At 65.0% G+C, this 25,794-nt stretch carries 26 protein-coding genes and 4 tRNA genes; 26 read left to right on the forward strand and 4 right to left on the reverse strand.

Annotated features, from left to right (window positions below; translation table 11 throughout):
* Positions 1–88 precede the first annotated feature (88 nt).
* Entirely contained in the window at positions 89–1,057 is a 969-nt protein-coding gene (locus tag ACL03I_RS05195) for an acyl-ACP desaturase (protein ID WP_355077002.1), read from the reverse strand.
* Positions 1,058–2,716: 1,659 nt separating this feature from the next.
* Between ACL03I_RS05195 and ACL03I_RS05200 the strand changes: the two genes are divergently transcribed.
* The 17 genes from ACL03I_RS05200 to ACL03I_RS05280 all read left to right on the forward strand — a co-directional run bounded on the left by ACL03I_RS05200 (position 2,717) and on the right by ACL03I_RS05280 (position 17,505).
* On the forward strand, positions 2,717–3,568 hold the full coding sequence (locus ACL03I_RS05200) for a methyltransferase domain-containing protein (RefSeq protein ID WP_412805231.1): 852 nt from the start codon (positions 2,717–2,719) through the stop codon (positions 3,566–3,568).
* A 100-nt stretch (positions 3,569–3,668) separates the two neighbouring features.
* Positions 3,669–4,397: a GntR family transcriptional regulator gene (locus ACL03I_RS05205; RefSeq protein WP_412805232.1), complete on the forward strand. Its 729-nt coding sequence runs from the start codon at positions 3,669–3,671 to the stop codon at positions 4,395–4,397.
* 169 nt (positions 4,398–4,566) lie between these two features.
* Positions 4,567–4,782, forward strand: coding sequence for a DNA-binding protein (locus ACL03I_RS05210; protein ID WP_195078191.1), 216 nt, complete (start codon positions 4,567–4,569; stop codon positions 4,780–4,782).
* Between the two features lie 23 nt (positions 4,783–4,805).
* Positions 4,806–4,931 carry a hypothetical protein gene (locus ACL03I_RS05215; RefSeq protein ID WP_355077007.1) on the forward strand — a complete coding sequence of 42 codons (126 nt, stop codon included), beginning with the start codon at positions 4,806–4,808 and terminating at the stop codon, positions 4,929–4,931.
* The gene (locus ACL03I_RS05220) at positions 4,895–5,314 is read left to right on the forward strand and encodes a hypothetical protein (protein WP_355077009.1); all 420 of its coding nucleotides are present in this window, start codon (positions 4,895–4,897) and stop codon (positions 5,312–5,314) included. Before ACL03I_RS05215 ends, ACL03I_RS05220 begins: the two co-directional genes overlap by 37 nt.
* Positions 5,311–5,640, forward strand: a complete 330-nt coding sequence (locus tag ACL03I_RS05225) for a hypothetical protein (protein ID WP_355077010.1) — start codon at positions 5,311–5,313, stop codon at positions 5,638–5,640. The genes ACL03I_RS05220 and ACL03I_RS05225 overlap by 4 nt, the downstream gene beginning before the upstream one ends.
* Entirely contained in the window at positions 5,637–6,044 is a 408-nt protein-coding gene (locus tag ACL03I_RS05230) for an RRQRL motif-containing zinc-binding protein (RefSeq protein ID WP_412805233.1), read from the forward strand. The genes ACL03I_RS05225 and ACL03I_RS05230 overlap by 4 nt, the downstream gene beginning before the upstream one ends.
* Positions 6,041–6,811, forward strand: a complete 771-nt coding sequence (locus ACL03I_RS05235) for a hypothetical protein (RefSeq protein ID WP_412805234.1) — start codon at positions 6,041–6,043, stop codon at positions 6,809–6,811. Before ACL03I_RS05230 ends, ACL03I_RS05235 begins: the two co-directional genes overlap by 4 nt.
* A 2-nt stretch (positions 6,812–6,813) precedes the next feature.
* On the forward strand, positions 6,814–8,943 hold the full coding sequence (locus ACL03I_RS05240; protein WP_412805235.1) for a type IV secretory system conjugative DNA transfer family protein: 2,130 nt from the start codon (positions 6,814–6,816) through the stop codon (positions 8,941–8,943).
* 29 nt (positions 8,944–8,972) lie between these two features.
* Positions 8,973–9,488 (forward strand): hypothetical protein, encoded by a 516-nt coding sequence (locus ACL03I_RS05245; protein WP_412805236.1) that lies wholly within the window; start codon positions 8,973–8,975, stop codon positions 9,486–9,488.
* Positions 9,489–9,490: 2 nt separating this feature from the next.
* Positions 9,491–11,197, forward strand: a complete 1,707-nt coding sequence (locus ACL03I_RS05250; RefSeq protein WP_412805237.1) for a hypothetical protein — start codon at positions 9,491–9,493, stop codon at positions 11,195–11,197.
* A complete protein-coding gene (locus ACL03I_RS05255; RefSeq protein ID WP_412805238.1) occupies positions 11,194–11,925 on the forward strand; it encodes a hypothetical protein in 732 nt (243 codons plus the stop codon). Before ACL03I_RS05250 ends, ACL03I_RS05255 begins: the two co-directional genes overlap by 4 nt.
* Positions 11,922–12,356 carry a hypothetical protein gene (locus tag ACL03I_RS05260; RefSeq protein ID WP_412805239.1) on the forward strand — a complete coding sequence of 145 codons (435 nt, stop codon included), beginning with the start codon at positions 11,922–11,924 and terminating at the stop codon, positions 12,354–12,356. Before ACL03I_RS05255 ends, ACL03I_RS05260 begins: the two co-directional genes overlap by 4 nt.
* Positions 12,353–13,147, forward strand: a complete 795-nt coding sequence (locus tag ACL03I_RS05265; protein WP_412805240.1) for a DUF2637 domain-containing protein — start codon at positions 12,353–12,355, stop codon at positions 13,145–13,147. Before ACL03I_RS05260 ends, ACL03I_RS05265 begins: the two co-directional genes overlap by 4 nt.
* 77 nt (positions 13,148–13,224) lie before the next feature.
* Complete coding sequence (locus ACL03I_RS05270; RefSeq protein ID WP_412805241.1) at positions 13,225–13,674, forward strand: hypothetical protein; 450 nt, start codon at positions 13,225–13,227, stop codon at positions 13,672–13,674.
* A 1,496-nt stretch (positions 13,675–15,170) separates the two neighbouring features.
* The gene (locus tag ACL03I_RS05275) at positions 15,171–16,811 is read left to right on the forward strand and encodes a DNA cytosine methyltransferase (protein ID WP_412805242.1); all 1,641 of its coding nucleotides are present in this window, start codon (positions 15,171–15,173) and stop codon (positions 16,809–16,811) included.
* Positions 16,812–16,956: 145 nt separating this feature from the next.
* Positions 16,957–17,505: a hypothetical protein gene (locus ACL03I_RS05280; protein WP_412805243.1), complete on the forward strand. Its 549-nt coding sequence runs from the start codon at positions 16,957–16,959 to the stop codon at positions 17,503–17,505.
* A 124-nt stretch (positions 17,506–17,629) separates the two neighbouring features.
* On the opposite strand, the gene ACL03I_RS05285 is transcribed toward ACL03I_RS05280, so the two are convergent.
* Positions 17,630–18,538 carry a hypothetical protein gene (locus ACL03I_RS05285; protein WP_412805244.1) on the reverse strand — a complete coding sequence of 303 codons (909 nt, stop codon included), beginning with the start codon at positions 18,536–18,538 and terminating at the stop codon, positions 17,630–17,632.
* Between the two features lie 656 nt (positions 18,539–19,194).
* On the opposite strand from ACL03I_RS05285, the gene ACL03I_RS05290 reads away from it, so the two are divergent.
* On the forward strand, positions 19,195–20,271 hold the full coding sequence (locus ACL03I_RS05290; RefSeq protein ID WP_355077036.1) for an Abi family protein: 1,077 nt from the start codon (positions 19,195–19,197) through the stop codon (positions 20,269–20,271).
* 77 nt (positions 20,272–20,348) lie between these two features.
* Here the strand turns inward: ACL03I_RS05290 and ACL03I_RS05295 are convergent, their stop codons facing one another.
* Positions 20,349–21,470, reverse strand: a complete 1,122-nt coding sequence (locus tag ACL03I_RS05295) for a tyrosine-type recombinase/integrase (RefSeq protein WP_412805245.1) — start codon at positions 21,468–21,470, stop codon at positions 20,349–20,351.
* 52 nt (positions 21,471–21,522) lie between these two features.
* Between ACL03I_RS05295 and ACL03I_RS05300 the strand changes: the two genes are divergently transcribed.
* Positions 21,523–21,598: transfer RNA gene (locus ACL03I_RS05300), tRNA-Lys, on the forward strand.
* A gap of 336 nt (positions 21,599–21,934) precedes the next feature.
* Here ACL03I_RS05300 and ACL03I_RS05305 read toward each other — a convergent pair.
* A complete protein-coding gene (locus ACL03I_RS05305) occupies positions 21,935–22,381 on the reverse strand; it encodes a hypothetical protein (RefSeq protein WP_412805246.1) in 447 nt (148 codons plus the stop codon).
* A 197-nt stretch (positions 22,382–22,578) separates the two neighbouring features.
* Between ACL03I_RS05305 and ACL03I_RS05310 the strand changes: the two genes are divergently transcribed.
* From ACL03I_RS05310 to ACL03I_RS05340, 7 genes are all read left to right on the forward strand, one after another.
* Complete coding sequence (locus ACL03I_RS05310; RefSeq protein WP_355077042.1) at positions 22,579–23,244, forward strand: TetR family transcriptional regulator; 666 nt, start codon at positions 22,579–22,581, stop codon at positions 23,242–23,244.
* A 94-nt stretch (positions 23,245–23,338) separates the two neighbouring features.
* Positions 23,339–23,411 (forward strand) — tRNA-Glu (locus ACL03I_RS05315).
* 29 nt (positions 23,412–23,440) lie between these two features.
* A tRNA-Asp gene (locus tag ACL03I_RS05320) sits at positions 23,441–23,514 on the forward strand.
* A 58-nt stretch (positions 23,515–23,572) separates the two neighbouring features.
* A tRNA-Phe gene (locus ACL03I_RS05325) sits at positions 23,573–23,646 on the forward strand.
* A gap of 268 nt (positions 23,647–23,914) precedes the next feature.
* Positions 23,915–24,595 (forward strand): GAP family protein, encoded by a 681-nt coding sequence (locus tag ACL03I_RS05330; protein WP_412805247.1) that lies wholly within the window; start codon positions 23,915–23,917, stop codon positions 24,593–24,595.
* 73 nt (positions 24,596–24,668) lie between these two features.
* Positions 24,669–24,851, forward strand: a complete 183-nt coding sequence (locus ACL03I_RS05335) for a hypothetical protein (RefSeq protein ID WP_355075016.1) — start codon at positions 24,669–24,671, stop codon at positions 24,849–24,851.
* Positions 24,852–25,046: 195 nt separating this feature from the next.
* Positions 25,047–25,766 (forward strand): polyprenol monophosphomannose synthase, encoded by a 720-nt coding sequence (locus ACL03I_RS05340; RefSeq protein WP_228827674.1) that lies wholly within the window; start codon positions 25,047–25,049, stop codon positions 25,764–25,766.
* Positions 25,767–25,794: the final 28 nt, after the last annotated feature.

The following is a 25,794-nucleotide window of genomic DNA, read 5'->3' on the forward strand; positions in this document are numbered from 1 at the left end:
CCGGTGCGCATGTCGCGCGGCACCGGGCCGTGCACACCGGCGCCGCCCTCGGTCTTCCGGGGCGGCGCCTGCTGTTGTTCCTCGGGTTCTACACGGAGCTGCCGACCATCGCGCGGTCGCGCTTGGCGGCCTCGCGGGCGAGCATCCGGTCGCGCTGTTCCTCGAACTTGATGACGTCCTTGCCCAGCTTGTCCAGGAACAGGCCGAGGCGCTCACGGACCGCCTCGCCGCGGGCGGTGAAGTCGGTGCGGTCGAAGATGTTCCACTTCTTCAGCACCGGCTGGACCACTTCCTCCAGGTGCTGGCGCAGATCGTAGATGCCGTGCTTGGCCATCAGCACTCCGTTGCGGCGGAAGTTGGGCATACCCGCGCCCGGCATCTGGAAGTTCTCCAGGATCAGGGTGATCGCCTCGATCGCCTGGTCGGGAGACAGGTCGAGGGCGGCGCCGCACATGTTGCGGTAGAAGATCATGTGCAGGTTCTCGTCGGCGGCGACGCGCTGCAGCATGCGATCGGCGATCGGGTCGTCACAGACCTTGCCGGTGTTGCGGTGGCTGACCCGGGTGGCCAGTTCCTGGAAGGTGACGTACGCGACGGAATGCAGGAAGCCCGCGTCGGCTTCCGCGGGGGAGGCGAAGCCGTTGGTCATGTGGACCATTCGGGCTTCCTCGAGCGCGACCGGATCGACGCCGCGGGTCACGACCAGGTAGTCCCGCATCACGATGCCGTGCCGGTTCTCCTCGGCGGTCCAGCGGCCGACCCAGGTGCCCCACGCGCCGTCCTGAGAGAAATTCTCGGCGATCTCGCGGTGGTAGGAGGGCAGGTTGTCCTCGGTCAGCAGGTTCGTGATCATGGCCGCCTTCGCGACCTCATTGAGGCGGGACTGCTCCGGATCCCAGTCCACGCCACCGAGTGCCGCGAAATTGCGGCCGTCGTCCCACGGAACGTAGTCGTGCGGGTGCCATTCCTTTGCCATGGAGAGGTGCCGGTTGACGTTTTCTTCGGCAACCGGCTCCAACTCCGTCAGCAGCTCGAGTTGAGTCAGATCCCTTGCCATGTATGAACCCTTCAGTGTGTGCTTCCGGTCGTGCAGGTCAATCCCAAGGTAGACCGATACCGATGCGGCCATACCTTACGGCACCGTAGGTGTGATGCGAAACGCATCCGTTAGGCGATCGATGCTCTGGTGATCCACCTCATACGACCTCTTCGCCGTTCGGTGATCTCCATGAGTGTATGGGCTCTACCCGCTGCAATGGGTCTATCGACGCGGTGATAGGAGCGTTAGCCGTACGTGGGCGAACACACAAGGGCGGCCCAGGGGGCCGATATGGGATCGAAACGCCCTGGTTCTGCGCGTGTCGGCGAACTGCGGCGAGCCCAGCTGCGATGTTCCTGTGAATTGGCGCCGACGACGCCCTCCGTGGAGAACGGTCGAGAGGTCGGCACCCGCCAGGAAGTGAGTAGGTGTGATGGCGGGATCCGGCATGTGTCTCCCAGACGCCACGCGCCTTGGTTGCATGACGTCGTGTGCGATCGAGCCGGCGATTCGTGATGGATCGCGGTGAAATCGGCGTCTCCGATCGCCATCTATCGCCTCCGAAGGCCAACGCCTTCATGCCGCTCTTCCCAAGTCGCACGCTTGTCGGATCTTCGCAGGCTTTTCCTCCCCGATCGCCGACGGCGGTTCGACTGCGCATCGCAACTACGCCGACAACCATGTCCTTCTATACGTAATGCGCCGCCCGGCGGCGTATGCCACTGCCCTCGGCTGCTCGTCACTATCGGGTCATGCCGCCATGGATTGTTCATGAAGCGACGAAGCATCCGGGCCTCCAGCTGTGCCGTCGTGACCCGACGGTTGTCCTGCGTCGCGAATTGTCCGTATGTATCTACTGTGCAAGCCGAGCTGTCATCGGCTTTTCCGCCGACCGGCGTACAACCGCGATCAAGGGGATATCACAACCGGCGCATGACTGACCGGTACGCGAGACGCGATCTCTCCAGTCGACGAATGCCCTATGTGAGGTAGCTGTGCTGTTCGTCACAATCCAACCGGTACACCTCTGATGCCACTCCATCGTGGTGCCCCCTATAGCCGTGCCGGGGGTGACCGGCGATGTCGCTCCGGCCGAGATTCCTGTTCCCCACCGCTTACACCGTCTACGGCGCCGACTGCGCAAACCGTGACCGGTGATCGGGGAGCGGTGCAGCCCTTCTCGCCGCCGAGCGCGCTCCCCGGACGCCGCCTCCTGCGAAGCGTCCGTGCGGCACAGGTAATAGAGCCTCGACGCGGCGTTTCCACTGCCGTATGGCCGGCGCCGCACGGCGGAGAACTCCGAGAAAACAGGTCGGGCGCCCGGAGCAATCCGGACGCCCGACCTTTGTGCCCCCAGTAGGGCTCGAACCTACGACCTGCGGATTAAAAGTCCCTTTTCGACTCTCGTATCAGACTGCCTGGACATACGTCAACAGTTCGGACATGAATGTACGTCTGTTCAGCGTGTTTGCGGCTGTTTTGGTTTTTGCATTCGGGTCGTGAGTGTACACATCGGTACGTCTGTCTGCCCCATGTCTGCCCCATTGGTGATGACCTACTGCCCCACGGAAGTAGGGAATGTTCGTGGTCTGCTGTGCCGCGGGCGATGTGAAAGCCTGAGCGGCGGTGCAGCTCATAGCCCACCAAGCGGCCGTCGAGGTCGGCACAATCGACTGGGTGACAGGATTCGTATTGACACCAGAGCGTCGTGAAGAGCTGTCCGATCTTCTTGGGGACGAAACACGCTTCCGCACTTCGTATCCCAGGGTTGCGGAGTACCTCGATACTGCCGCTGCCATACCTGGAAGCGGTGATGCCGAGGCCGACAGGGCCTTCGACATTCGTTTGCTGCACTACATGACGGGCGGTGACAGTGAGAATCCGTACTGGGACATCGTTGGTCCGTCCGTCAGTGCGGCCCCGGCCGAGCGTGGTGGGCGTCGCGAGGTCAACGGCGGTGTAGCGAAGGGCAGTGCGCGACTGGCCTATGCGCAGACGGTTCTCCAGGAGGCATATGCATATGCGATCCCGTCGCCCGAGACGCTGGAGTGGATCACCGCCGTTTGCGCGGGTCGAGGGCTGTTGGAGATCGGCGCCGGGCGCGGATACTGGGCGGAACAGCTGCGACGCCGCGGCGTCGATGTCTTGGCATTCGACTCGGAACCGCCCGGCCGGATCGAGAATGTGTCGTTTCGTGGGGGAGCTGGGCAGTTGGATGTCTGGCACGAAGTCGGCGACCTCGCCGACCTGGCCGCAGCGCGGGAAGCTGGCGAGGAGTCGCGTCGAGTTCTTTTCTTGTGCTGGCCGCCGGGCTGGGGAGATCCGATGTCAACTGACGCGTTGGAAGCGTTCGAGGAAGCCGGAGGCGACACGCTGATTTACGTTGGCGAACCTCGCGGCGGCAAGACCGGCACTGATGCCTTCTTCGACAAGCTCGCTTACGGGTGGGAGCAGGTTGGTGAGGATACGCAGTTCGTGTCCTGGTGGAACCTGCACGACAAGGCGCAGAGCTGGACTCGTCGGAAGTAGCACCAGAAGTCGCGCAAACGCGTCGCCCCACTTCCAACACGCTGCCATGATGTATGTATACGTAGTTGTGTATTGGTAGGGGTGACTAACTCCTGCCCGAGTGGACGAAGCGAGGGGATTGACTGTGGCTGAACCGGCATACGTGAAGATCGCGGGTGAATACGCACGCAAGATCAGGGCTGGTGAACTCCCGCCGGGAACCCAGCTGCGGAGCTACCCGGAACTGGCGAAGCGCCACGGCGTGTCGCAGATCGTGATCCGCAATGCGATCGAGTTGCTTCTCGGTCAGGGATTGGTGCGGACCGAGCGGCGGAAGGGCACCTTCGTTGCCGACCGGCCGAATCTGACCAGGGTCTCGCCCGAGCGGCAGTTCGAGCAGCCCGAGACGACATTCGAGAACGAAGCAACGGAGCCGGTGGAGGTGGAGCGTGACATCGAGAGTGTGTTCGCTACGGAAGACCTCGCGGACAAGCTGGGCGTGAAAGTCGGCTCTGAATTGACGCATGTAATCGTGCGCGCGTCGGAGGGCGGCCGACCGATCTCCGTGTCGGACAGCTACCAGCCCATCGACGTCGCCGATGTCTCGGCTGCGGCGTTCCTGGAGGAGACCATCACGGACACTCTGCCGCCGGCGAGCCATGCCGAGTGGCTCAGGACTCCGTCCGGCGAGCTGGTCAAGGCTGTATTTCAGCGCTACATCGCCAGCGATGAGCAAGTCCTCATGATCTCGAACATCTCGTATCCACGTGACCGCTACGACGCGTTCCTGTTCCGGATGGCACTAGAGCCTGAATCGGTCGCTACGAGCAGGCGGGAGACCTCCACTTGACCTGACTCGGACCGACTTCGGTCGAAACGTATAGGGGCCTGATCAATGCGTTGATCAGGCCTTTTTCATGCCCTTTGGCGTCTACACATGTGTAGGCCTTGTGCGCATGCGCAACTACACATACGCTGTTGTGTATACGTAACGACAAGTCGCCAAAGGAGTGACATTTATGAGCAGACGAAGTGGCTCGGTTGGTGGACCGAAGACGCTGATCAGCCTTCGCGTCGCGGCGGAACTGGCCGGGGGTGTCCACCCGCGGACCGTCCGGCGCTGGGTGGATGGCGGCCTCTTGCAGGGCTTTCAGGTCGGCCCGAGGCTCATCAAGGTCGATCGAGATCAGGTCCTCGCGCTGGTCCGTCCCTTGAACGAGACCGGAGTCGCGTAATGCGGGCGGGGACTTTTGGTTTGGTGGTCGCCGCAGTTGCGGTCGGCTACCTCGTGCTGACGGCGCCCGAAGTCATCGGGATCACGCTGGTGATGCTGGGCGGTTTCGCGCTGTGGCGGTCCTCGCGGCAGTGGGGGCTTCGGCGATGAGCATCTACCTGCGCGATGGGGATCAAGAGCGGCAGGCCCACCCCGAAGGCGTGTTGCGGGACTACGTGGGTCACTACGTGATCGCGGCGAGCGAGTCGGGTGTTCCGGTGGATACCGGGGTCTCCGCGGAAATCTCGGTGCACGGGTCGTTCCGGGTGCGGTACGCGGCACACGTCGACCGGGTATGTGTCCGGGTGTACCCGGCGTCGTCGTCGACGTACGTCGGGATGTCGATGCAGTTGACGCTCGAGCAGGCAACCGCGCTGCGCGCGCTGCTCGACGCCGGCATCGCGGATGCAGTGGCCGCGCGTGACAGCCGCGGGGCCGACACGGGCGAGGCGGTCGACGGCGACGGTGCCGAGCGGAACGAGGCGGATCGATGACCGCGCCGTGGCGGGAGGACCCGCCTGTTCAGGGGTACACGGTCACTCATTTCGACCGCCGCGGTGGTCACAACCCGTTGCATTCGATGGCCGGTCCGGAATTCACCGGCGCCAGTGCGGTGTTCGCCCCCCTGGGGTTGTTGCCGCCGATGGTGCGGCTGGCCGCGTTCGGTGCGCTGCTGCTTATCGGCATGGGTGGCTGCACGGCGGCGTGGATCGATCACCAGGACTACATGCCGTCGCCGAACATCTGCCGCCCGCTCAATGCCGGGGTCCCTCCGGAACCGGCGGGTTCGTGCGTGTCGCGTGAGCAGGTGGCGCGGTGAGCGAAGGCATTCCGACCTACCGGTGGCACATGGCGCCTGGGCATTTGCGGACGAAGCGGCAACTTGAGGCCGCAGGGATGCGCCCGAATGGGCAGGACATCCAGGGCCGGATTCCGTTCCGCCGCTACGGCCGAGAGCAGGTGGCGCACCTGTTCGACGTGAACCAGGCCGCGCCTAAACGGCCCGCGACGCCCGCGCAGCTGGCAGCTCTGGCGAAGGCGACGCGTGAGCACCAGCTGCGTGCGGCGGAGCGTCACGGCCTCGACCGCGCCGAGATCGAGCAGGCCGGGGATCCGGGGCCGGGCTGGAACACATCCACCAGCGCTCTCGCGGACTACCGGCCGGGTTCGTCCCTTGCCGACGTGTTCGGGCGAGAGACCGAACGGGAGGGATACGACCGATGAGTTTTCGACTCTCGCCCCGTGATCTCGCTGGCCTGACAGTCCTGGCCGAGATGTACGGGGCACCGCTGGATGTGGTCGCCGAGATGTTGGGCGTGAGCATCAACCGCGCCTACCGGATCACGGCGAAGTGGGAAGCCGCTCAGATGATCAGCGCCAAGCGGATGCGGCCGGTGCCGGGTCCGTCGTGGATCTTCCCGACGAAGTCCTCGGCGGAGGCCCTGTTGGGTCGGTCGGTGCGTTATTGGGTGCCGACGCCGAAGATGGCCGCTCACACCAAGGCCGTGTTGCAGCTGCGGCTGACCTTGGTCGGTCTGGATTTGGACCGCTGGATCTCGGAGCGGTCGATGCGCGCGGATGTCGGCTTGGTGAAGGCCGGGCAGCCGCGCCCGCATATCCATGACGGCCGCTATCTCACCAGCGCTGGTGAGCTGTGGGCTGTCGAGGTCGAGCTGACTGCCAAAAGCGCTACGGCCGCGCGTACTTCGGTGGTCCAGGCGCTGAAGGTCGCCGAGAGGGCTCAGTGCATGGGCTTGACCTACTACTGCCGCGGTGAAGCGGTGAAGAACGTGATCCGGGCTGCTGCGGCCGGTCTGGATCTGTCGGATGGCCCGAAGCTGCGGCTGGTCGATCTGGACGAGCTGCTGGCCAGGAAGAAGGTCGAATCCTTCTCGCTCGCTTCGCGTCCCGGGCTCCGGGTGATCGCGGGCGGTGCCGCTGATCACGAAATCTCCCAGGGCGCAGACCCGAACGAAGGAAAGGCGGTCTGATCATGACCGATTGCACTCCGATCATCACTCAGGCCGATTGCGCGCCGTATGCGCAGACCCCGGTCGTTACCCCGACTCCGACGCCCGCGCCGGGCGCACCGATTCAGATCGAGCGGAAGATGCCGCCGATCGGGCTGGACCATGACCCGCTGGGGTGGCTGCCTGATTTCAGCACGTGGTCGCTGGAGGGTTTGGGCGATGGCGCGTTGCTGATCGCGGCGTGTGTGATCGCGATCCTGGTCATGACGATCATGATCCTGATCCCGGCGACCGCGCTGGCGTGGAAGCCCACCCGGTTGCGGAACTGGCTGATCGGCAGCGTGTTGGCGATGCCGGGCGCGACCGCGCTGTGGGCGTGGGACGTGTTCGAGCCCGGCCGGATGGCCACCGAGGCCAGCCACCAATTCCTCCAGGGCCAGTACACCGCCGGGCTGCTGGGCATGGCCGTGGTGCTGGTGCCGTTGGCGTGGCTGACCGCGACCATCACCTACACCAACCGCCGCGTCCAGCTCGCCACCGTCGGGTTGAAGTCCCCGGCGCGCACGGAGCGGGCGTTGTGGGCGCAGGCGCAGCGTGAGCAGCGCGCCGCCGCCCGGTTGTCGCGGCGTCGGTTGCCTTTCACCACGGGCGGGTTGTCGCCGGAGATGGTGATCGGGCGCCTGGCGCTGGAGACCGACCAGGCCCCGGCGGCGTCGATGCTGCGGCAGCTGCTCGGGCGTACCGAGACCCGGCTGATCGTGCCGTGGATCAACGCCGCCGAGCACCAGACCACCGTCGCGGGATCGGGGTCGGGCAAGACCACGTTGATGGTGCGGCTGTTGGTGTCGTGGTTCATCACCACGTGGATGCGGCATCGGCAGTGGTGGCGGCTGGATCGTCCCGGTCGGCCGCTGGTGATCGTGGTCGACTGCAACGGCGGGCCGGAGTCGCGCAAGGTCGCCGCCCGGATGCGCACGTGGTTCACGGCGTTGGGTGTGCCCGCGCCGCGGATCGGGATCTTCCCCGACGACGTGTCGCTGGGCATGTGGCCGCGCAACGACTTCGACGCGCTGGAGGTCAAGGCGCAGAAGGCCATCGTGGATGACCTGCGCTCGATCCTCTCGGCGATGGTCTCCGGCGGCTCGACGCCGACCACCGACACCGAGAAGTACTTCCACGAGATCCGCGAGACCCTGATCCACCTGATCGTGGACGCCCCGGCTCGGGTCGAGGTCCTCGACGGCGTCCCGACGCCGATCGGGCACAACCCGCCGCGCACCTGGCTGGAGTTCCTGTCGCGGTTCGACGTGGAGCGGCTGTCGAAGCTGTGGGGCGGGCAGCCCGCCGCCGAGGTCTGGACCGGCGTCATGGGCATCGACATGGAGATCAAGTCGACCATCGACGGCAAGCAGCCGGTGATGAACTCCGCCCGCGCGGAGTTCGCCAACCTCTACCGCGCGTTGGGGGATGCGTTCGACGGCGACAAGGAACTCACCGACTTCGACGTCCTCTACATCGTGCTGGAGGGCGTGAAGACCCCAGATCGGGCCCGCGCCCAGTTCGGCGCGATCGGCACCATGCTCGAACAGCTCGCCGACAAGGAACACGGCCGCACGTCGCTGATGGCGGTCGATGAGTTCTCCGCGGTCTCGGATGGCAAGACCCGCGCGGTGAAGTGGGTCGAGCGCCTGCGCAAGGCCGGCATCGGGTCGTGGTGGATCGCGCAGTCCTGGCAAGGCCTCGGTCACGACGACGACAACCGCACCGGCCTGGTCGCCGCCGCCTCGGGTGGCTCGCTGCTGATGCGCTCGTCGGATCCGGAAACGCTGGCCAAGAAGTACGGCACCCGCGCGAAGTTCGAACTGTCGCGCAAGTTGATCAGCGGCAACCGCGACGGTGACGAGGGCAACGTCAAGCCGGGCGATCAGTTCCTGATCCCGCCGAACCGGCTGCGTGCCATGGCCAAAGGCGACGTGGTCCAGGTCGCGGGTGGCCGCGCCCGCTGGGGCCGGGTCTCCCCGCTGGACGACGCCGAGCTCAAGCGGCTGCGTCCGCTGCCCGGCATCGCCGATTTCACCGACCCGAAGCCCGACACCGACGACACCACCGGTCTGGCGCCGGTGATCGACCTGACCAAGCGCCGCCCGGCCTGAATCACCGCTACGACAAGGAGTTACGAGCAATGGCTTTCCCGAACCCGATCGAACCCGAGGACCACGGTGAAGAGCTGGGTGGCCGCAGCGCCGCTGAGCAGGCCCGCGAGCAGCAGGTGCTCGAAGCGCTCACCGCCGACATGGAAGGCAGCGAGGCGCAGAAGCTCGCCGCGCAGCTGCTGACGCCGGTCGTGCCCGACGGCGGCAGCGTGGGGCGCACTGTGACCCCGCACGTTTCCCGGCTCACCAAGGCCCGCGACAGCGTGCGGATCTGGGGTCCGGCGGTGGCGACCACGGCCGGCGCGGTTGTCGCGGTGGCGGTGTTGCCGCTGCCGGGCCCGCTGTCGCTGTACGTGCTGGCTTTGGCGGCGTTCGCGTGGTGGCACTGCGCCGGACGCCCCGGCGCCATCGAAACCGTCCGGATGCTCGCCTACGCCCTGGCCGACGCCGGTTCCTGGATCCAGCGGGCCGGAACGGACCTGCTGACCCATGTCCGCGCCAACGTCGCCGCGGGCTACATCCCCACCATCCAGAAGGAGAAATGATCATGTCCGATCGCAGTCCTGAGGACGAGATGATCGCGCAGGCACGCCAGTTCAGTGCCGCGATGCGCACGGCGATGCAGCGCCACGCCCAGGCCGCGAACTGGATTGAGCGGCGCCGGGTCCGCAAGGAGATCAGCCGCCTGGTCCGCACCGAGCGGCGTGAGCAGCAGCAGGCCCGCGCTCATCACCGGATCTGGACCAGCCAGGCCGTTGACCGCTACCGGCTGCACGCCCAGGCCGTCGCGCAGCGTGCCAACGATCCGCGGGTGGATCACGACCGCCGCGCCCGCGACGCCCGCGCTCTGGTCGAGCACCGCGACCGGCTCGCGGTGCAGTTCATCGGCAACGAGCACCTGACCCGTACCGAGCAGGGCATCGCCCTGGACGGCTTGGACGCGGCGACGGTGTTCCCGGAGTACAAGACCGGCGACCTGTTCGCCCGCGCCCACAAGGTCAAGGGCCTGGAAGCGCTGCACTACCGCGCGCGTGTGGCTCGCGAGACGGTCAGCGCCCGGCAGCGCGCGGAGCGGGAGCGTGAGAACTGGCTCGTCGACCCGAACCGGCTGCGCGAGATGGGCGACGGCGACATCGCGCACCTCTCCGATGTTCAGGCCCGCTGGGGCCGCATCGCTCAGGACCGCGACACCGAGCGTGGATCTCGGCCGGTGCCGCAGGTCTCGGTCAAGGACGCGCCGTGGGCGCACGTCCAGGCGGTGCAGCAGCTTCGTGCGGCCCAGTTGGCCTGGGACGCGAACGCGCCGCGGTTGTCCCGGCCATCGACCGCGTCGCTCGATCCGGCCGCTCAGGACCGCGCGAACCGGGCGGCGCTGAATGCCTACGGCCGTGACATCAGCACCGCGCGGGAGCGGGCGATCGCGGCCGGCCTTTCTCCGGAGCAGGCCGAATCCGAGCTGGAGAACGCACAGGAGCGGGCGAAGGTGTCGGCGGCGATCTCGATCGCCCCGGACGAGCCCGGTGGCTATGTGCGGGTCGAGCGTAGCTGGCATGCCACCGACGCCGAGGCGGCGGCATGGGCAGACCGTCGGGCGCGCACTATCCCGGCCCGGCCGGGTGCGCAGATACGGGTGTCGGTGTACGAGCGGGACGCCGAGGCGCCGAAGTGGATCAGCGAGGGCGGTCGGGAACACGTCACCACCGCCACGCGGGAATGGCGCGAACGCACCGACCGACCTCTCACCGAGGCCAGGCAGGAGCGCGGCGCCCAGCAGCTGCCCGCGTCGGGGCAGCAGCTTGCGGCCGAGCGTGACCAGCTCGCCGAGGATCTCGCGCGGCGTGGTCGCGAGATCGAGCAGCTGTCCGGGGATCTGGTCGACGCCGCCGAGCGCAACAACCAGCTGGCCGGACAGCTCACCGCGCGGGATAAGAAGCTCGCGGAGCTCACCGCCCGGCACGGGTTGTCGATCGAGCACAACAACCAGTTGACCGAGGCCAACGCCCGGCTCACCCAGCAGTTGACCGCGCTCACCGCCGAGCGCGACCAGCTGCGCGGCGAGCGCGACGAGGCGGTGGCGAAGCTCGCCGAGCGCACCCCGACCCACGAGCGGTTCGGCAGCCCGGAGCGCCAGGCCGAGCAGGCCAAGGCGTCCGTTTCGAGCGGCCGTTCTGCGCTGGCGGACTACCGGCCCGGCAACAGCCTGGCCGACGCCATCGCACACAACGGACACGACCGAGAGGGCATGGACCGATGAGCAGCAACGACCTGGATGACCTGTACATCAACCGCTACGCCGGGCGCGTCGAGAACCCGGAGGAAGTGTTGATGCGGGCGGACTTCGACCGCGTGAAGGACCTGAGCGAAGCCGCGTTCCGCACCGAGTTTCGGCAGGACAGCGACCGGATCTTCGACCAGGTCGATGAGATCCGGGATCGCTGGAGCGGCCGGGATGACGAACTCGGGGCGGCCTACCGGTACCTGGAGGACGCGCACAGCGACTGGCGCTCGGCGCCGGACACCATGCGCCGCATGCACGAGCAGATCACCGCGGATCGCGCTCAGGGCTTCCACGCGATCAGCGAGATCGACTGGCGCAGCCAACTGCACGCCCGCGAGCTGGCCGGACACGGTGCCTGGGTGGTCGAGCCCCGCTCGATCGAGCAGGCCCGCCAGCAGCTCGCCGCCGTCGAACGCCGCGATTCCTGGTCGGATCCGGCCGAGGCCCGCCCGTCCGCGGGGCCGGTCCCGGTGTCGGGCGCGTTCGCCGCCGCGCGCACTGCGGAGCTGTCCACGGACATGCCGGGCGGTGCAACGCCCGGCATGCACCGACGGTCCGACACCACAAACATCCAGCAGGGAGCCGAACCAACCACCGACATTACCCGCGATACCGCGCCCCGTTCGGCGTTGGCGGACTACCGATCCGGCAACGTGCTGGCGGCGTCGCTGGCGAACACCGAGCGTGACGGAGTCCAGCGGTGAGCGCCCCGTCGGTCGAGGCGACGATGCCCGCCCAGCCCGCGGACTGCTTCGCCGACGCGCTGGCCATCCGGCCGACGCCGCTGCGGTCGACCCCGCAGTCGGTGTCCCTGGTTGGGACTCCGCCGGTGAGCCCGGCCCAGCCGACGACGTCCGGTTCGGCCACCGGCGATTTGGAGGCGCGGTTGATCGCGGCGAACGAGCGCGCCGCGGATCTGGCGCAGCGGCTGGCGGTCGCGCTGGCGGCGCTGGATGCCGCCGAGCACCAGGCCGCTCAGCTGGAAGACCTTAACCGCGAGCTTGCCAGCGATCTGGACAACGCCTTGGACCAGCTCGCCGGGCACGCACTGCACGCCGAGCAGGAACGGCTGATCCACACCCCCGTCTACGGCCTGTGGGCGGTGTCCACCGATCGAGAGGGATACGACCGATGAACTCGACAGCCACTGTCCAGTCCGTCCACCGGGCGTCCAGCGGTCGGTTCGATGTCGCGGAGCTGACCGCGCTGGCGATGACGATCGTCATCGGCGCGGGCGCGTTCGCGTGGTCGTTCGCCGCCCTGACCGAACTGAGCGTGATGGCCGGGATTACACCGCGTCTAGCGTGGGCCGGACCGATTTTCGTCGACGGCGCGATTGTCCAGTCCGCGGTCGCGCTGGTCTCGTTGCAGCGACGAGCCCGCCAGAACGTGACGATCCCGGCCGGGACGCGCTGGTTCTTCTGGGGTGAGTTGTTCGCCGCCGAACTCATCTCCGTGGTCGGAAACGGCTTGCATGCTGCGGAATCCGGGCAGCGGATCTTGCCCGCGACGATCGCGGCGTGCGTCGCGGGCGCCGCGCCGCTGTTCGGCCTGGCCGCCACCCACGGCCTGACCGCCCTGATCGAGGTTCCTCGTACCCCGGAGCCAGGTCCGGAGGACGGGTTGACGCCGGTGTACGCCGAGGCGACCCGGCTGGACACCGAGTGGACAGGACCGGACAGCGACTCCACACGACTCGACAGCGACCGGACAGCGCTGGACAGCGGGCAGACAGCCACCGCCGAAGTGGTGGACAGCGACCCGCTCGCCGAACGCGATGCGGAGATCCTGCGCCGCGCTGCGGCGGGGGAGTCGACGCGCCGGATCGGCGCCGCGGTCGGGTTGTCGCACTCCCGCGTCGCGCAGATCATCGCCGCCGCCGATGCGGACGACACCGGTGGGGAGGTGCTGAGCCTGATTCGCTGACCGATCGCCAGAGGGCAGGGCCTGCCTGCCCTCTCTTCTCCTCCACTTCTCAACCTCATCCATCGAAGGAATTCACCATGACGAACACCTTGACCGACCTGGACCAGATCAACGCCGAGCTGATGAGCCAGGGCGCCCGCAACCCGTTCGGCCGCGACGTGGAGCCGAACACCACGGTGTCCGGCGAGATCGTCGCCGTGGTTCGGCGCCACCGCCACAACAGCAAGGGGCAGCCGCTGTTCTGGGTCAACCGCAAGCCGATGGTCGCCCATGCCGGGGATCCCGTCATCGATTCGGCGCTGATCCTCGAGACCGACGAGCGCGCCGACTCCGACGACGAGGGCCTGCGCTCGATCACGCTGGATCGCGACGTGCAGCGCGCGATCGCCGCGGGCGTGCGCCGAGCGCGGGCCGGCGGATTCGCGATCGGCGGCCGCCTCGATCAGCTGGTGTACGTCGGCCCGGTCGAGGGCGGCGGTTACGGCCGCGTCTACGAGCTGCTCGCCTACATCCCGCCCGCCGAGTAACCCGACCAACCGACAGAAGCCCGGCCGTGAATTCGGCCGGGCTTCTTCGTGTCTACAGCCGGTCTACAACTCAGCTGTGGATCCCCTGACCTTTCCCCTGGCCCTTCCTCCGCAGGCAAATCGAGTCCGGAGCGGTGGTTGCTCAAGGGTGGCCGAATGGCCATCGCCGTAGGCGACGCGACGCAGGAGCGCCCTTGAACAACCGCCGAGCCGGGCTCACGCTATCCGGCCGAGGAAGGGCCTTCTCGCCGTAGTCTCGACGGATCGAGATGTCGATCTTGTCGGCCGTCAGGTGTGCGAGAAACGCGCAACTTTCGAGCGAATCACGCATACAAGCGGGTGCGCGATTCTCGCGCCTCTCAGCCACCACCCCAACCCTCCGTGAGCTGGGTAAAGGGCGGGATTTCTGCTCACTCCCCCACCCCCTCCCAGTCCGACATCTCATCGCCCACTGCGTGTTCAACGAGATGTCGGACTGGGAGGGGGTGGGGGAGCAATCAGAAATCAAAAGAGCAGAAAAGGGGGAGGTGGGGTGGTGGCTGAGAGAAAGAGAAGTGGTTGCGTTGGGTGGGCATCGGAAAGTTCGCGTGTGGGTTGCTCTGGGAGACGGTGGCGGTGGGGGCGGCGTGTGCATCGGCTGCGGTCTACTGCACGCGGCTGTGCGTGTGTCGGGGTCGCGTAGCGCGAGTTCCGTGGGTCGTGGAGCGCGGGCGTGTAGCTGCACGGTGGTGCAGCGCGCGGCGCGATTCGGAGTTGGTTCCGCGACCTGGCGGTCGCGCGGTCCGGCGCGCAGGGTGCTGGGTGTCCCTCCGGTATGGCCTTGTCTGGGGCTATCACGACGACAACGACCGTCAAGGGCAAGTCGGCTGCGCCGATGGCCTGGCGGCCACCCTTGACGGCCGCCGCCGTCGTGATCGAGTAGCCCCAGGCCATACCGGAGGGACACCCAGCACGATCCTGAGGCGCGCGCTATTGACCGGGAAAGCTGCGCAGCCGAAGGCTGCGAGGCGGGGCGCTGCCCCAGCACCCCGCCCTCGCCGGGAGGCAGGCCACCCAGAGGGGCACAGGTGCGCAAGCGGGAGTCGGGTTGGTCTACCGCAGCTCCATTGCAGCGGGCCGGTCGCCGAACTACTAGCTTTGCCGACCCTCTCAGCAACTTCCAGGCATCGCAAATAGCTACCGATTGGAAGTCGGTGGAAGGGGTGAAATTTCCTACTGGCCGCGCGTTGGTGCCCGAGAGACTACCACCAATTCGCGGCAGGAAACCCGCCACTTTAAACGATCAAACATCCTGGTAGACGCACAGATCGCACCGTACAAACCGTCTGCCAGGGTAGGTGGACATGTGCGGCATGAACGCATTCCATCGAATCCGGCACCGATGAAACGGGTAGGTTATTGATTAAAAACGGGTAGACTGTTGCATAGAAGTTCGTTGTGGCCGGACACCACATCGCGGCTTCGTTCCCACCCACGAAATCCGAAGGGATGCAAACATGCTCGACTTGATGGACTGGTTCTGCGGCGCAGGTGGATCGAGCCAGGGCGCGCACTCCGTGCCCGGGGTGCGGGTCACTCGCGCGGCGAACCACTGGACACGGGCGATCGAGACTCATGCCGCGAACTTCCCCGACACCGATCACCACCTCGGCGATATTCGGGAGGCCCCGGTGGAGAAGTGGCCGACCGCCGATCTGTTCTGGGCGAGTCCGGAATGCCCGCAGTGGTCCTCGGCACGCGGCAAGACCCGCGACTTCCACAACACCATGCAGGGCGATCTGTTCGACACCCCACGCGACGAGGAGGCCGACCGGTCGCGGGCGTTGATGGAGGAAGTGCCGATGTATCTGCGCGGTGTGATCGAGCGCGGAGGCAAGGTCCGCGCCGGAGTGGTCGAAAACGTCGTCGAGGTCCGTGCTTGGGATCAGTGGGACCGCTGGCTGAACGAGATCCGCGCGTTGGGCTACCGCGTCCGCGTGATCGCAGTCAACAGCATGCACGCGCAGTCGGTGCGGACTCCGGTCGCGCCGCAGTCCCGCGACCGGCTGTATGTCGCGTACTGGGATGTCGCGCTCAAGCGCGAGCCGGACTGGAACAAGTGGTTGCGCCCGATGGCGTACTGCTCGACGTGCGAGCAGTGGATCTCGGCAATTCAGGTGTTCAAGACCGAAGGTCAGGACATGGGCCGCTACCGCCAGCAGTACGTCTACCGCTGCCCGCGTGTGTCGTGCCGTAACTCGGTGGTGGAGCCGCCCGCGCTTCCGGCAGCCGCCGCGATCGACTGGACGCTGGAGGGGGAGCGGATCGGTGATCGGGCCCGACCGCTGGCGGAGAAGACGATGCAGCGGATCCGGGTCGGGTTGACCCGCTACGCGGCGTCGGTGCCGATGATGGTTCCCGCTGGCGGTACCTGGCGTGATCAGGCCGCGCCGGTCACGGTGCCGTTGTCGGCCCGCACCACCCGCGAGAACGACGGCCTTATGATCCCGCAGCCGTTCCTCGCGCTGCTGCGGTCGGACCGCCCACGCACGATCGGAGTTCACGAGCAGCTGGCGACGATCGTCGCCGACGGCTCGAACCACGCGCTGGTCGTGCCGATGGAGGGCCGCGAGGGCAAGGAGGCGCAACCGGCGACGGTGCCGCTGCGCACCCAGACCACCCGCGCGGAGACCGCCGTTGCGTTCCTGCCGTTTGTCGCCGAGCTGCGCGGCGGCGGCAGCGACGCCCGCCCGGTCAGCGACGCGCTGGCCACGGTCACCGCGAGCGGCAACCATCACGGCCTGGTCGTCCCGCACGGTGTGCCGCAGCAGGTCTGGGAGTCGATGCTGCTGCCCTACTACGGAAACGGCGCGGCGCGGCCGGTCGACCGGCCGATGGGCGCGCAGTCGACCCGTGACCGGTTCGCGCTGGTCGAGGCGATCCGTCAGCCCGCGATCGAGGATGTTCGGTTTCGCATGTTGCAGCCGCACGAGATCGGCCGCGCGATGGCCTTCACCACCGGCTACGCGGTGCTGGGCAACAAACGCGAGCAGGTACGCCAGTACGGCAACGCCGTCACCCCGCCGGTCGCCGAGATCCTGATTTCGGCACTGGTCGAGGCGATCACGGGAGAGGACATCGACCGCTGGACCGCGTGAGATGAGCTGAAGGGCGGCCGGTAAACCATGACCCATGGGTCACGGCCGGACATACCGGCCGCCCGAAGGCGCCCCACCCACGAAGGAAAGGGCACAGGCCAGAGTAACGCCGCCCCGGCCGGAGCAGGAAGGAGACACGGCTGCCATGAGCAGCTGGGTACGCTGCCGCGGCGCCGCAGGCTCGCACGGCGACAATGGGTACATGGGAACGTTGGTCACGCTCGCGGAATGGGCGGAGCGGCACGACTTGAGCCCGGTCAGCGTGCGCAATCACTGGGCCACTCGCGATGACTTCCCTGCACACAAGCAGTACCGACCACGCGTGGGTTCCGGCCGTCGTCACGAGGAGTACGACGCCGACGAGCTGGATGCCTGGCTGGATCAGTGGCAGACCGAGCACCGACCAGCCAAGTACGCCATGCCCACGGATCCCGACGAGTTCCGCACGCTAGGAGCGATAGCGCGCCTGCTCGGCGTGGACGGCAAGACCATCACCCAGTACCGGACGGTCCTGGATCAGCACGCCGATCATGAGGACCGCGGCAAACGCCGGATGTACCGAACACGCGATGTTGTGGACGTCTTGAACCGCCGGCGCGGCGTCGGCCGGGCGATGGACCCGAGCACAGATGGCCGGCGCCGTGCGGAGCCTTCAGCGACTGCGGGCCGAACCTTGCCAACGGGCGAGAGTTGATGCGTAAGCGTCGAATCCGGTAAAGCGCGAGCACCGACGCCCTGGTGCGGCGCTCGCACTTATGGATGCGCCGCTTGGTTGGCGCACCCCAAGTAGGTTGACGGCTTTAATTAGAGCCGGAATTCTACTGTTTGCCACCTAGGGCAGACACTGACGTGACTTTCGCATAGCCAAGAGCTGAGGCGCAGAGTTCGGCGAAGCCAAAGTACAGATGGCTCAATTGAGTCATGGAATGGAGGCAACATACCTTGTGAAACTTTTCTTTGGTGGGATCGTCTTCCAATTTCTCCAAAGCTTCGCGCCTATTTCCCCAATGCAGAGTCTCTCCGTAGTTATAGGTTTGTATTATATAGTCTGGATCTATTCCTTGGAGGCTGCGCGGAGTACTGTCCGGCGCGCCAGACATAAGGCGGTCACATATCAATGTCTCGATCATTTTTCCGGAAAGGGCTTCCCTTGCTTTCGACCACGCCTTGATCGTCGTGCGAGCCTTCTGCCTGGTTGCCTCAGTCTCAAGCCTGAGGATTGCATTCTTAATCGCTCGTCGGGCTGCGATGAAGCTGGCATTCTCTTTGTCATTATGGATTTGTCGAAAGGTCGCAGAGATCCCGGTGAACTCCTGGTGCGTAGGAAGCTCTGCTACTAGCGTCCATTCGCCATCTTTGCTGGTGATATTCATGCCGCCGGTGCTGTCATTTATCACAGTGTAACCTGCCAGATTCTGGCAGGTAGTAACGAAGCGAGCTACTACTCGCTTTTCAAGCTCGTCGAACGGAAGGGCGTCAAATTCTTCAGGATTCGGGAGCTTGAATGTGTACGTCAGCCTCTCCCAATGGTAGATAAATGCTGCCGGATTGGTTCCGAAACGCTGGAGTGGAGGCGGAAATGTGAGACTGACCGGCCTGATGGTATCCTCAAGTGGAGTGGACCTCACGTCTATCGTATTCGCGGTGAAGTTCTGCCGCACCTTCGTTATTTTGAACATGAATGTCATCGGCCCCCAGTCGATAGACTGGTATTTGTCCTCGGTCAAGATTCTCCATGGCCCATAGTTATCTGTATGTGCACGACTGAGCGTATTGGCCCTGCGGCGCTGGCTGCGACGTACTTTTTTCGACACGTATCACTCATCCCTCGATCGAGTGGAACCAAAGCTTGAATGATAGCTGGGACGGTGGTGTCCTCGTGGAGCATTGAAAAGTGTTAGTTGATACGGATGTCCCACTTACTGTCCACGAATAGCCACCCAGTGCGCGACGTTACCGAGGGTGTTCGCCGCGCTCAGAATCGCGACAACCTCAATGCTGGAACCTGCCGGTCTGGGGACCTGGGCAAGGGCATGCGCGACGGCCGGGAGGACCGCATGATCTCACCAACCCCACCACGACCCTCCGGCGCGTGGGTGTTCGCCTGTCAGGGGGTCCCAATCGAACGGGTCGAACGAGCATGATGCAGCCCCGCACGGCCGTGTTCGAAAGCGTCGGCCTGCTGTTGCGGTACTCCCATGGGTTGACCTGGAGGTGACTGGCCTTCGAAGTTGAGAGAGCGGCTGATCGGCTCCAGGCCGGGTCGGCAGCAAGCAACGTGTCAACGTATGGCTCAACGAACATTGCCCCAGGGGCGTGTCGTCGCGGACGAGTCCGGACGATAGAGGCCAACCTGGGGCATGTTCACTATAGCATCGCAGGTGTGTCAGCAACGTCTCCTTCACTCTTCAAGCCCGCGTGGGTCTCCTCTGAACGGTTTGCAGATTTTTTGGAAGCCGCAGATGAAGATATGGATGGAGCAAGAGCACTATACGAGTGGAATGCAAGTATATCGTCGGCGTTATTTGAAGTAATTCATCACGTAGAGGTTTTGATTCGAAATGCGATCATCGAAAGTCTTAACGCGGTACCGTTGAGTGATGTTGAAGTTCCCGGTACCCCCTGGGTTCAACAAGCGGCTTTAATTGAAGAGGTAAAGGGGCGTCTGAAGAAGTCCAGAAAAGAATTGTCCGTACATCGGATAGTGGCGGGCGTGACTTTCGGATTCTGGGCTACGATGTTCGACACCGAGTTCGAATCTCTTTGGCGTTCCTCATTAAGGATGGCGTTCAAGAATTCTCCCGGTGACAGGAAGTCCGTAGGCGGTGTCATGCAGAATGTGAACGTTTTAAGAAACTTGATTGCGCACCATGGAAGCCTATTGAAGCTTGATCCGGAAATCGAGTTTGAGAAATTGGCACAATTGGCAGGCTGGGTCGACCCGGAAGCTGAAATTTGGATCCGAGGATTAGAGCGCGTATCGGCCATCGCTAAGCGCCGACCACTGCCGCCCAAGCGTAATGTCGTGATTGTAGCGGCGGATAAAGCGTGGCCCCTCTATGAGAAGGTGAATGCATACATCTGCCCGCATGAACGCACCTTTCAATCTATTGAGTACCTAGGGTTCTATGCGGACTATGAGGTCAAACCGGTATTTGCGAAGGTTGTCCGACGCCTTCCTATCGTGACATTCAGTAAGGCAGAAAGTAAGATTCTCGCGCAGTCTTTACATGCTGACGACAAGGAGCTTGCAACCATAATCGGTACTTCGTTGAAAAGTGGTTGGTCGCCTGGCACATATCAGGTGTTTGTGCTGAGTTCGCAAAGAGATGGCGCTTCGAAAGTGCTGACCCAGCCGATTGTTCATCAAAAGAGGGGGAGAGGCAGCGCTTTCGTTCAGAACAAGCGATATTTCAGCCTGGGCTCTCTGCTAAGTGCCACGAATACGGACCATCTGTAGATCGCAAGGGCAGTTGTTGACGAGTCCGATCCGCCTGAGTCGAATCGCAGATTCTTCTCCCGGCACAAGAGTTCTCCCTAGTCCAGCGCAGCCCGGACGCTGTCCCATCGCGACTTCGCACGGTGGGCATACCGCATAGTGGTGGTGACCGAGGCGTGTCCAAGTAAGCGCGACACGTCTTCGATCGGGATGCCGCGTTCGAGTAGTCGACTGGCGTAGGTATGGCGGAGGTCGTGCAGCCGGACATGTCCGATCTGGTGACGGGTCCGCGCCTTGCCGACGTACGCGATCCGCACCGACGCCTCGAAGCGGTCGCGTAGGTTGCTCGAATCAAATGGCCGACCTTGCGTGTGCGCGAGGACGAGACCTGAATGCACCCGTGCATTCCGCGGGTACTTCACGGGAGCCGGAGCAGGGCTACCCATGCCGACACGATCGAGGCGAGACTTCAACAGCTTTGTTAGCTTGTCACCAATCGGGATAGTTCGACGTTCGTAGTCCTTCGGTGGATTCATCTCGTGCTCTACCGGGTCGTACGCCCACTCCACGACGATCTCGCGACGCTTGAGGTTAACGCTCTCCCAGTGAAGGCCCATCGCTTCACCTAGACGGACGCCGGTGCCGAGCAGTAGCTCGACCACAACGAGGTCGAACGGATCGAGGGAAGCCTCGATGGCTGCTATCTCGTCATCGTCGAGGTAGCGCTCGGGCATCGGTCCTGGCTTCGGGAGGGTGATGCCTTTGCACGGGTTCACGTCTATGCGGCGTGCAAGGTGAGCAGCCTTCATGGATGAACTCAGAAGGTAGTAGCACTTGGCGACCGTGGAGGGCGCCATGCCGCTGTTGGAGAGGTCGGTCACCCACTTCTGTACGTCGTCGGTCGTGATCGAGCGCAGCGGTTCCTTCTGCCACCGCGGGCGGACATGATCGCGCAGCCGGGCTACGTCGGAACGGTTTGTGCTCTTTCTCACAATCCGTGCGGCCATCCATGTCGGCTCCCACTCGCCCCATGTCATCTTGTCGGCTCCGTCGGGAGTGGGGGAGCGGCGCTCGGCGACTTCCTTGTTTCCGGCCTGCCGCTCGGCCTCCGCCTTCCGTGTGAAGGTGCCGGCGCTCCGCTTCTTCCCGTTTGCGTCCCTGTAGACGCCCCTGTACTTGCCGCTGGGGAGCTTCTCCGCCCACGCCATCGACTGGTCCACCCTTCAATCGGTTCGTGCCCCACAGCCGCTGTCAGCTATGCTGTCCAGCCGAGCCCCTTTAGCTCAGTTGGTAGAGCTGGTGACTTTTAATCACTAGGTCGTAGGTTCGAGTCCTACAGGGGGCACCATCACGACGGCGGGGCGTGGGGATCTGAGAGCCCCACGTTTGCCCCACGATTCTAGCGTTTCCGCTGGTAGAAGCGCCCCAACCTGCGGATTAAAAGTCCGTAGCTCTACCAACTGAGCTATAGGGGCGCGGAGCAACAGTGTAGTGCGGGCAGGGGCGTATGCCCCAATCGGGGGAGTTCGTGTCGGCGGGCGGGCTGGATGGGTGGGGCGGCGTGGCGGACCCGCTGGGGCGGGCGGACGCGGGGGGATGGGTAACGCGGCGTGCGCGGTGGGCGATGCAGGCGGTAAACACTTGGCACCCAGCTTTGTTCATCTTAGCTGGATCTGGATATCATTCAAACATGTTGGCTGGCAATCTCTTTGGATTTGCAGGGGTGAACGGCTGTGGCCGGGGAAGGCGTGGAGGACGGGTTGGCGGGCGAAACGTGGGCGGCGGCCGGTCGTCCGGGTTGTCGGTCGGCGCGCGTGAACAACCTTGAACCGCTGGCGAATTCGCGCACCACCCGGATGGGCGGTTCAGGTTGCCGAACATTTGCCGTAACAGAAAACCGAATCGGATGGCTACCTGACTCCTCGGTTTGCCGCGTGTCGGATCGGGATTCCGGGTACGGTGACGCCTTGGTGAATTCCGAAAGAATCGTCGACTCGGTCGGCGTCACGGAATTCGGATTGTCGTTGCTGTGTCCGAAGGTGCCGCGGTCGGCCCGGCCGGCCAGGGCTCGACGGAACTCGATGCCGCAGGAGGAGGCACGTTCGAAACGAAGAAATGCCCGGATGCGCACCCCCTGCGGCGCACCCGGGCAGGCAAACTATACCAGCTGGTGTGTTTCAGGTTTTTAGGGCGTTTTCGTACCGAAAGTCTGCAATCGGTCGAAAACCGGGTTCCACGTATTGATAAAACTCATGAATTCGCGCCGAGGGTCCGTTCCTTCGGGGGTGGCTGATTGGCGGCGAGTAAGGCTTCGGAGGCGTTTCGAGCATGGCACGGCAGCAAGAGCGGGCGCGCCGGACACGGGCGGCGATTATCAGGTCCGCCGCCGTTGAGTTCGGGAAGAGCGGCTATGCCGCTGCATCGCTCAACCGCATATTGGAAGGATCGCGTGCCACCAAGGGCGCCATGTACTTCCATTTCGATTCGAAGGAAGACCTGGCACGCGCGGTGCTGGAGACCGCGGTGGAACGCTACCGCGCCTCCGCCGAGCGCTGGCTGGCGCGAACCGATCTCAGCCCGCTGGACATCCTGCACGGGGTGGTCGACGAGATCGCGCTGCGACTCGAGCACGACATCATCGTGCAGGCCGAGTACCGCCTGATCATCGAACCGGACTTCTATCGGGACGTGCAGGCCGGTGGCGGCCGCATCCTGGGCCGCACCACCAGGGTGCTCACCGTCCGCGCCATCGACCACGGGCAGCTGCGCGCGGACGCCGATCCCGACCGGTTCACCCGCACGCTCGCCGCGGCGCTGGCCGGTCAGCGGTACATGGTGGATCTGCTCGGCGGGCAGGTCGATCTGCGGGCGCGGTTCGAGGAGGCGCTCGAGGTCGTGATGGAGGCGATGGCCACCCCGGAATGGCTGGAGAAGTTCCGCAGCGACGGGTGGCGTGCCCACGCGCGCTTGGAAGAGCTCGGTTTGAGCCTCTGACCAGCCGGTTTGGGATTCGAGTCCGGTCTGTCATAAGCTATCCCAGCTCCCAACGGACAGCCGTTGAAAGCCGGTCCGGAGAAATCCGGGACGAGCCCCCTTCGTCTAGCGGCCTAGGACGCCGCCCTTTCAAGGCGGTAGCGCGGGTTCGAATCCCGTAGGGGGTACGATCCATGGATCGTTGGTAGCAGAGCATGGCCCTGTGGCGCAGTTGGTTAGCGCGCCGCCCTGTCACGGCGGAGGTCGCGGGTTCGAGTCCCGTCAGGGTCGCAAGCAAGCGCCGGAGATATCCGGCGTTTCGCGTATGGCATTCACTTCGGGTGCCTGCGGCCAGGTAGCTCAGTTGGTACGAGCGTCCGCCTGAAAAGCGGAAGGTCGCCGGTTCGATCCCGGCCCTGGCCACCTTCACTTGTTGGCGAGCCCTGTTCACGGAGAGCGTGAGCCGGGCTCGTTTCGTTATGTGCTCAATTCCTGTTCTACGGGTCTGCGTCGCCCGACTTTCTCGCTTGGTGGTTTCCTTCGTCCGCGCGGGCGGACGGCTGATCGTCGTCCGGTGTGGCGTTGCTCTCTGCTCGCTGACGGCTCGATTAGATCTGGCGAATCGAGCGGTCGCGCATCGGGGTTCGGGACTACGCGGTTGCTTGTAGGGCGCGGGTAGGCTGGCGCGGCCATGTGGATCCTTCTCCTCGCGCTCGCTGGGTTCGCCTTCCTCGACTCGCTCGACCTGCTACTGATCGGCGTCACCGCGGCGGTGGTCTACGACAGCAGATTGAGCCGTCGCTCGCCGCTGGTGAGCGGTTTGAGCTTGCTGGCGGGCGTCTTCGCCGTCACCACCGCCTTCGGCATCTGCACGATCCTGGGGATCGGTTTTCTGACCGATCTGTTCGACTTCGAGATCACGCCGACGGTGCGGTATTGGGGAGAACTCCTCGCGGGGGTGGTGCTGATCGCTCTCGCGTGTATTCGAATGGCCGGTACGGCGACCCCGGAACGGGCGAGCGCGCTACGACGGCAACCGTGGGTGCTCGCCGGCCTCGGCGTGGCGATCGGCATCGCACAGGCGCCGACCGCGGTTCCCTATCTGGCCGGACTCGCGATGATCTCCGCACGGAATCCGCTCCCGACGTTGTGGCCGCTGATCGTGGTCGCGTATTGCGCGTTGGCATTGCTGCCGCCGCTGGTGATACTCGGCCTCGCGATGCGGCGTACGACCGGCGCGCGGCGGATGTATCGGAAAATCGTTCGCATTATCAGCTCGTACGGACCTGCTTCGGTGCGCGTACTCTTCGCGATCTTCGGTGTGGTCGTCCTGTGCCACGCGCTCATCCATTACAAAAGCCTCTGGCCGTGAATTGCCGAGTCCGGGCAACGGATGGCGAACGGAAAAGCGATTGAGCGGTGGTGTTCGGTGGGATGCTGGAGGTATGGCTGAGCGCTGGTATTACTGCTTGAAGCACAATCGGGCCGAGCAAGGGCGGCAGTGCTGGTTCCGCGACCGGATGGGGCCGTACCCGGACAAAGCGACGGCCGAGCGCGCGCTGGAGATCGCGCACGCGCGCAACGAGCGGGAAGATGCCCGGGATCGGGCCTGGCGGGACGGGGAGTGACGCGCCCAGGGTGTTCCCCCGGGCGGTGAAGTTGATCTTGGGCCGCAGGTCGAGGGCTCGGACCGCGTCACACCGGGTGCGGCCGCTCAGGTCGCGATCAGGTGTATCGAGTACGGTTCTCCAGAACTCGACGAATGCTCGGAGGTCCTGGCGTGGGCTGCGAGCGGAAACCAGGATCAGCAGGGAGGGCGACCCTTGAGGGTTACCGTTGTTGTGCCGACCTACAACGAGCGGGAAAATCTGCCGGTTGCGGTGGAGCGGCTGACCGCGCTGCCGGTGCCCGACCTGCACGTACTCGTGGTGGACGACAGCTCGCCGGACGGCACCGGCGAGGTGGCCGACAAGCTCGCCGCCGAACTGCCGAACGTGGTCGGTGTGCTGCACCGTACCGAGAAGGACGGACTCGGCCGGGCGTACGTCGCGGGCATCACTCGGGCGCTGGACGAGGGCGCGGACGTCGTGATCCAGATGGACGCCGACCTGTCGCACCCCGCCGAAGTCATCCCGGCCATGCTGGAGAAGCTCTCCGGCACGGACGCCGGCGTCGTGCTGGGTTCGCGTTACGTTCCCGGCGGCTCGACCGCCGCGGAATGGAAGTGGTACCGCAAGGCGCTCTCGGCCTGGGCCAATTTCTACGTGAACCTCATCCTGCGCTTGGGCGTCAAGGACGCCACCGCGGGCTTCAAGGCGTGGAAGGCCGACACCCTGCGCGCCATCGACGTGGCCTCCATCCGCAGCAACGGGTATTCGTTCCAGGTCGAGATGAATTACCGGACCATCAAGAAGGGGATCGCGATCGCCGAGGTCCCCATCCGATTCGAGGAGCGGACGCTCGGCGCGTCCAAGATGAGCCTGAAGGTGCAACTCGAGTCGGCGCTCATGCCGTGGAAGCTGCTGTTCGGCCGCGCGGTCTGAGTTACGGCCAACCGGTCCGGTTCGTCGG

It is taken from the genome of Nocardia sichangensis, from assembly GCF_047200615.1.
Lineage (GTDB): Bacteria > Actinomycetota > Actinomycetes > Mycobacteriales > Mycobacteriaceae > Nocardia > Nocardia sichangensis.

Excerpts from the sequence above, each read along its gene's own strand:
- ACL03I_RS05195 (WP_355077002.1), bottom strand. The coding sequence starts at position 1,057 with ATGGCAAGGGATCTGACTCAACTCGAGCTGCTGACGGAGTTGGAGCCG.
- ACL03I_RS05210 (WP_195078191.1), top strand. The coding sequence starts at position 4,567 with ATGAGCAGACGAAGTGGCTCGGTTGGTGGACCGAAGACGCTGATCAGC.
- ACL03I_RS05225 (WP_355077010.1), top strand. The coding sequence starts at position 5,311 with ATGACCGCGCCGTGGCGGGAGGACCCGCCTGTTCAGGGGTACACGGTC.
- ACL03I_RS05235 (WP_412805234.1), top strand. The coding sequence starts at position 6,041 with ATGAGTTTTCGACTCTCGCCCCGTGATCTCGCTGGCCTGACAGTCCTG.
- ACL03I_RS05240 (WP_412805235.1), top strand. The coding sequence starts at position 6,814 with ATGACCGATTGCACTCCGATCATCACTCAGGCCGATTGCGCGCCGTAT.
- ACL03I_RS05245 (WP_412805236.1), top strand. The coding sequence starts at position 8,973 with ATGGCTTTCCCGAACCCGATCGAACCCGAGGACCACGGTGAAGAGCTG.
- ACL03I_RS05250 (WP_412805237.1), top strand. The coding sequence starts at position 9,491 with ATGTCCGATCGCAGTCCTGAGGACGAGATGATCGCGCAGGCACGCCAG.
- ACL03I_RS05255 (WP_412805238.1), top strand. The coding sequence starts at position 11,194 with ATGAGCAGCAACGACCTGGATGACCTGTACATCAACCGCTACGCCGGG.
- ACL03I_RS05265 (WP_412805240.1), top strand. The coding sequence starts at position 12,353 with ATGAACTCGACAGCCACTGTCCAGTCCGTCCACCGGGCGTCCAGCGGT.
- ACL03I_RS05270 (WP_412805241.1), top strand. The coding sequence starts at position 13,225 with ATGACGAACACCTTGACCGACCTGGACCAGATCAACGCCGAGCTGATG.
- ACL03I_RS05275 (WP_412805242.1), top strand. The coding sequence starts at position 15,171 with ATGCTCGACTTGATGGACTGGTTCTGCGGCGCAGGTGGATCGAGCCAG.
- ACL03I_RS05280 (WP_412805243.1), top strand. The coding sequence starts at position 16,957 with ATGAGCAGCTGGGTACGCTGCCGCGGCGCCGCAGGCTCGCACGGCGAC.
- ACL03I_RS05310 (WP_355077042.1), top strand. The coding sequence starts at position 22,579 with ATGGCACGGCAGCAAGAGCGGGCGCGCCGGACACGGGCGGCGATTATC.
- ACL03I_RS05330 (WP_412805247.1), top strand. The coding sequence starts at position 23,915 with ATGTGGATCCTTCTCCTCGCGCTCGCTGGGTTCGCCTTCCTCGACTCG.
- ACL03I_RS05335 (WP_355075016.1), top strand. The coding sequence starts at position 24,669 with ATGGCTGAGCGCTGGTATTACTGCTTGAAGCACAATCGGGCCGAGCAA.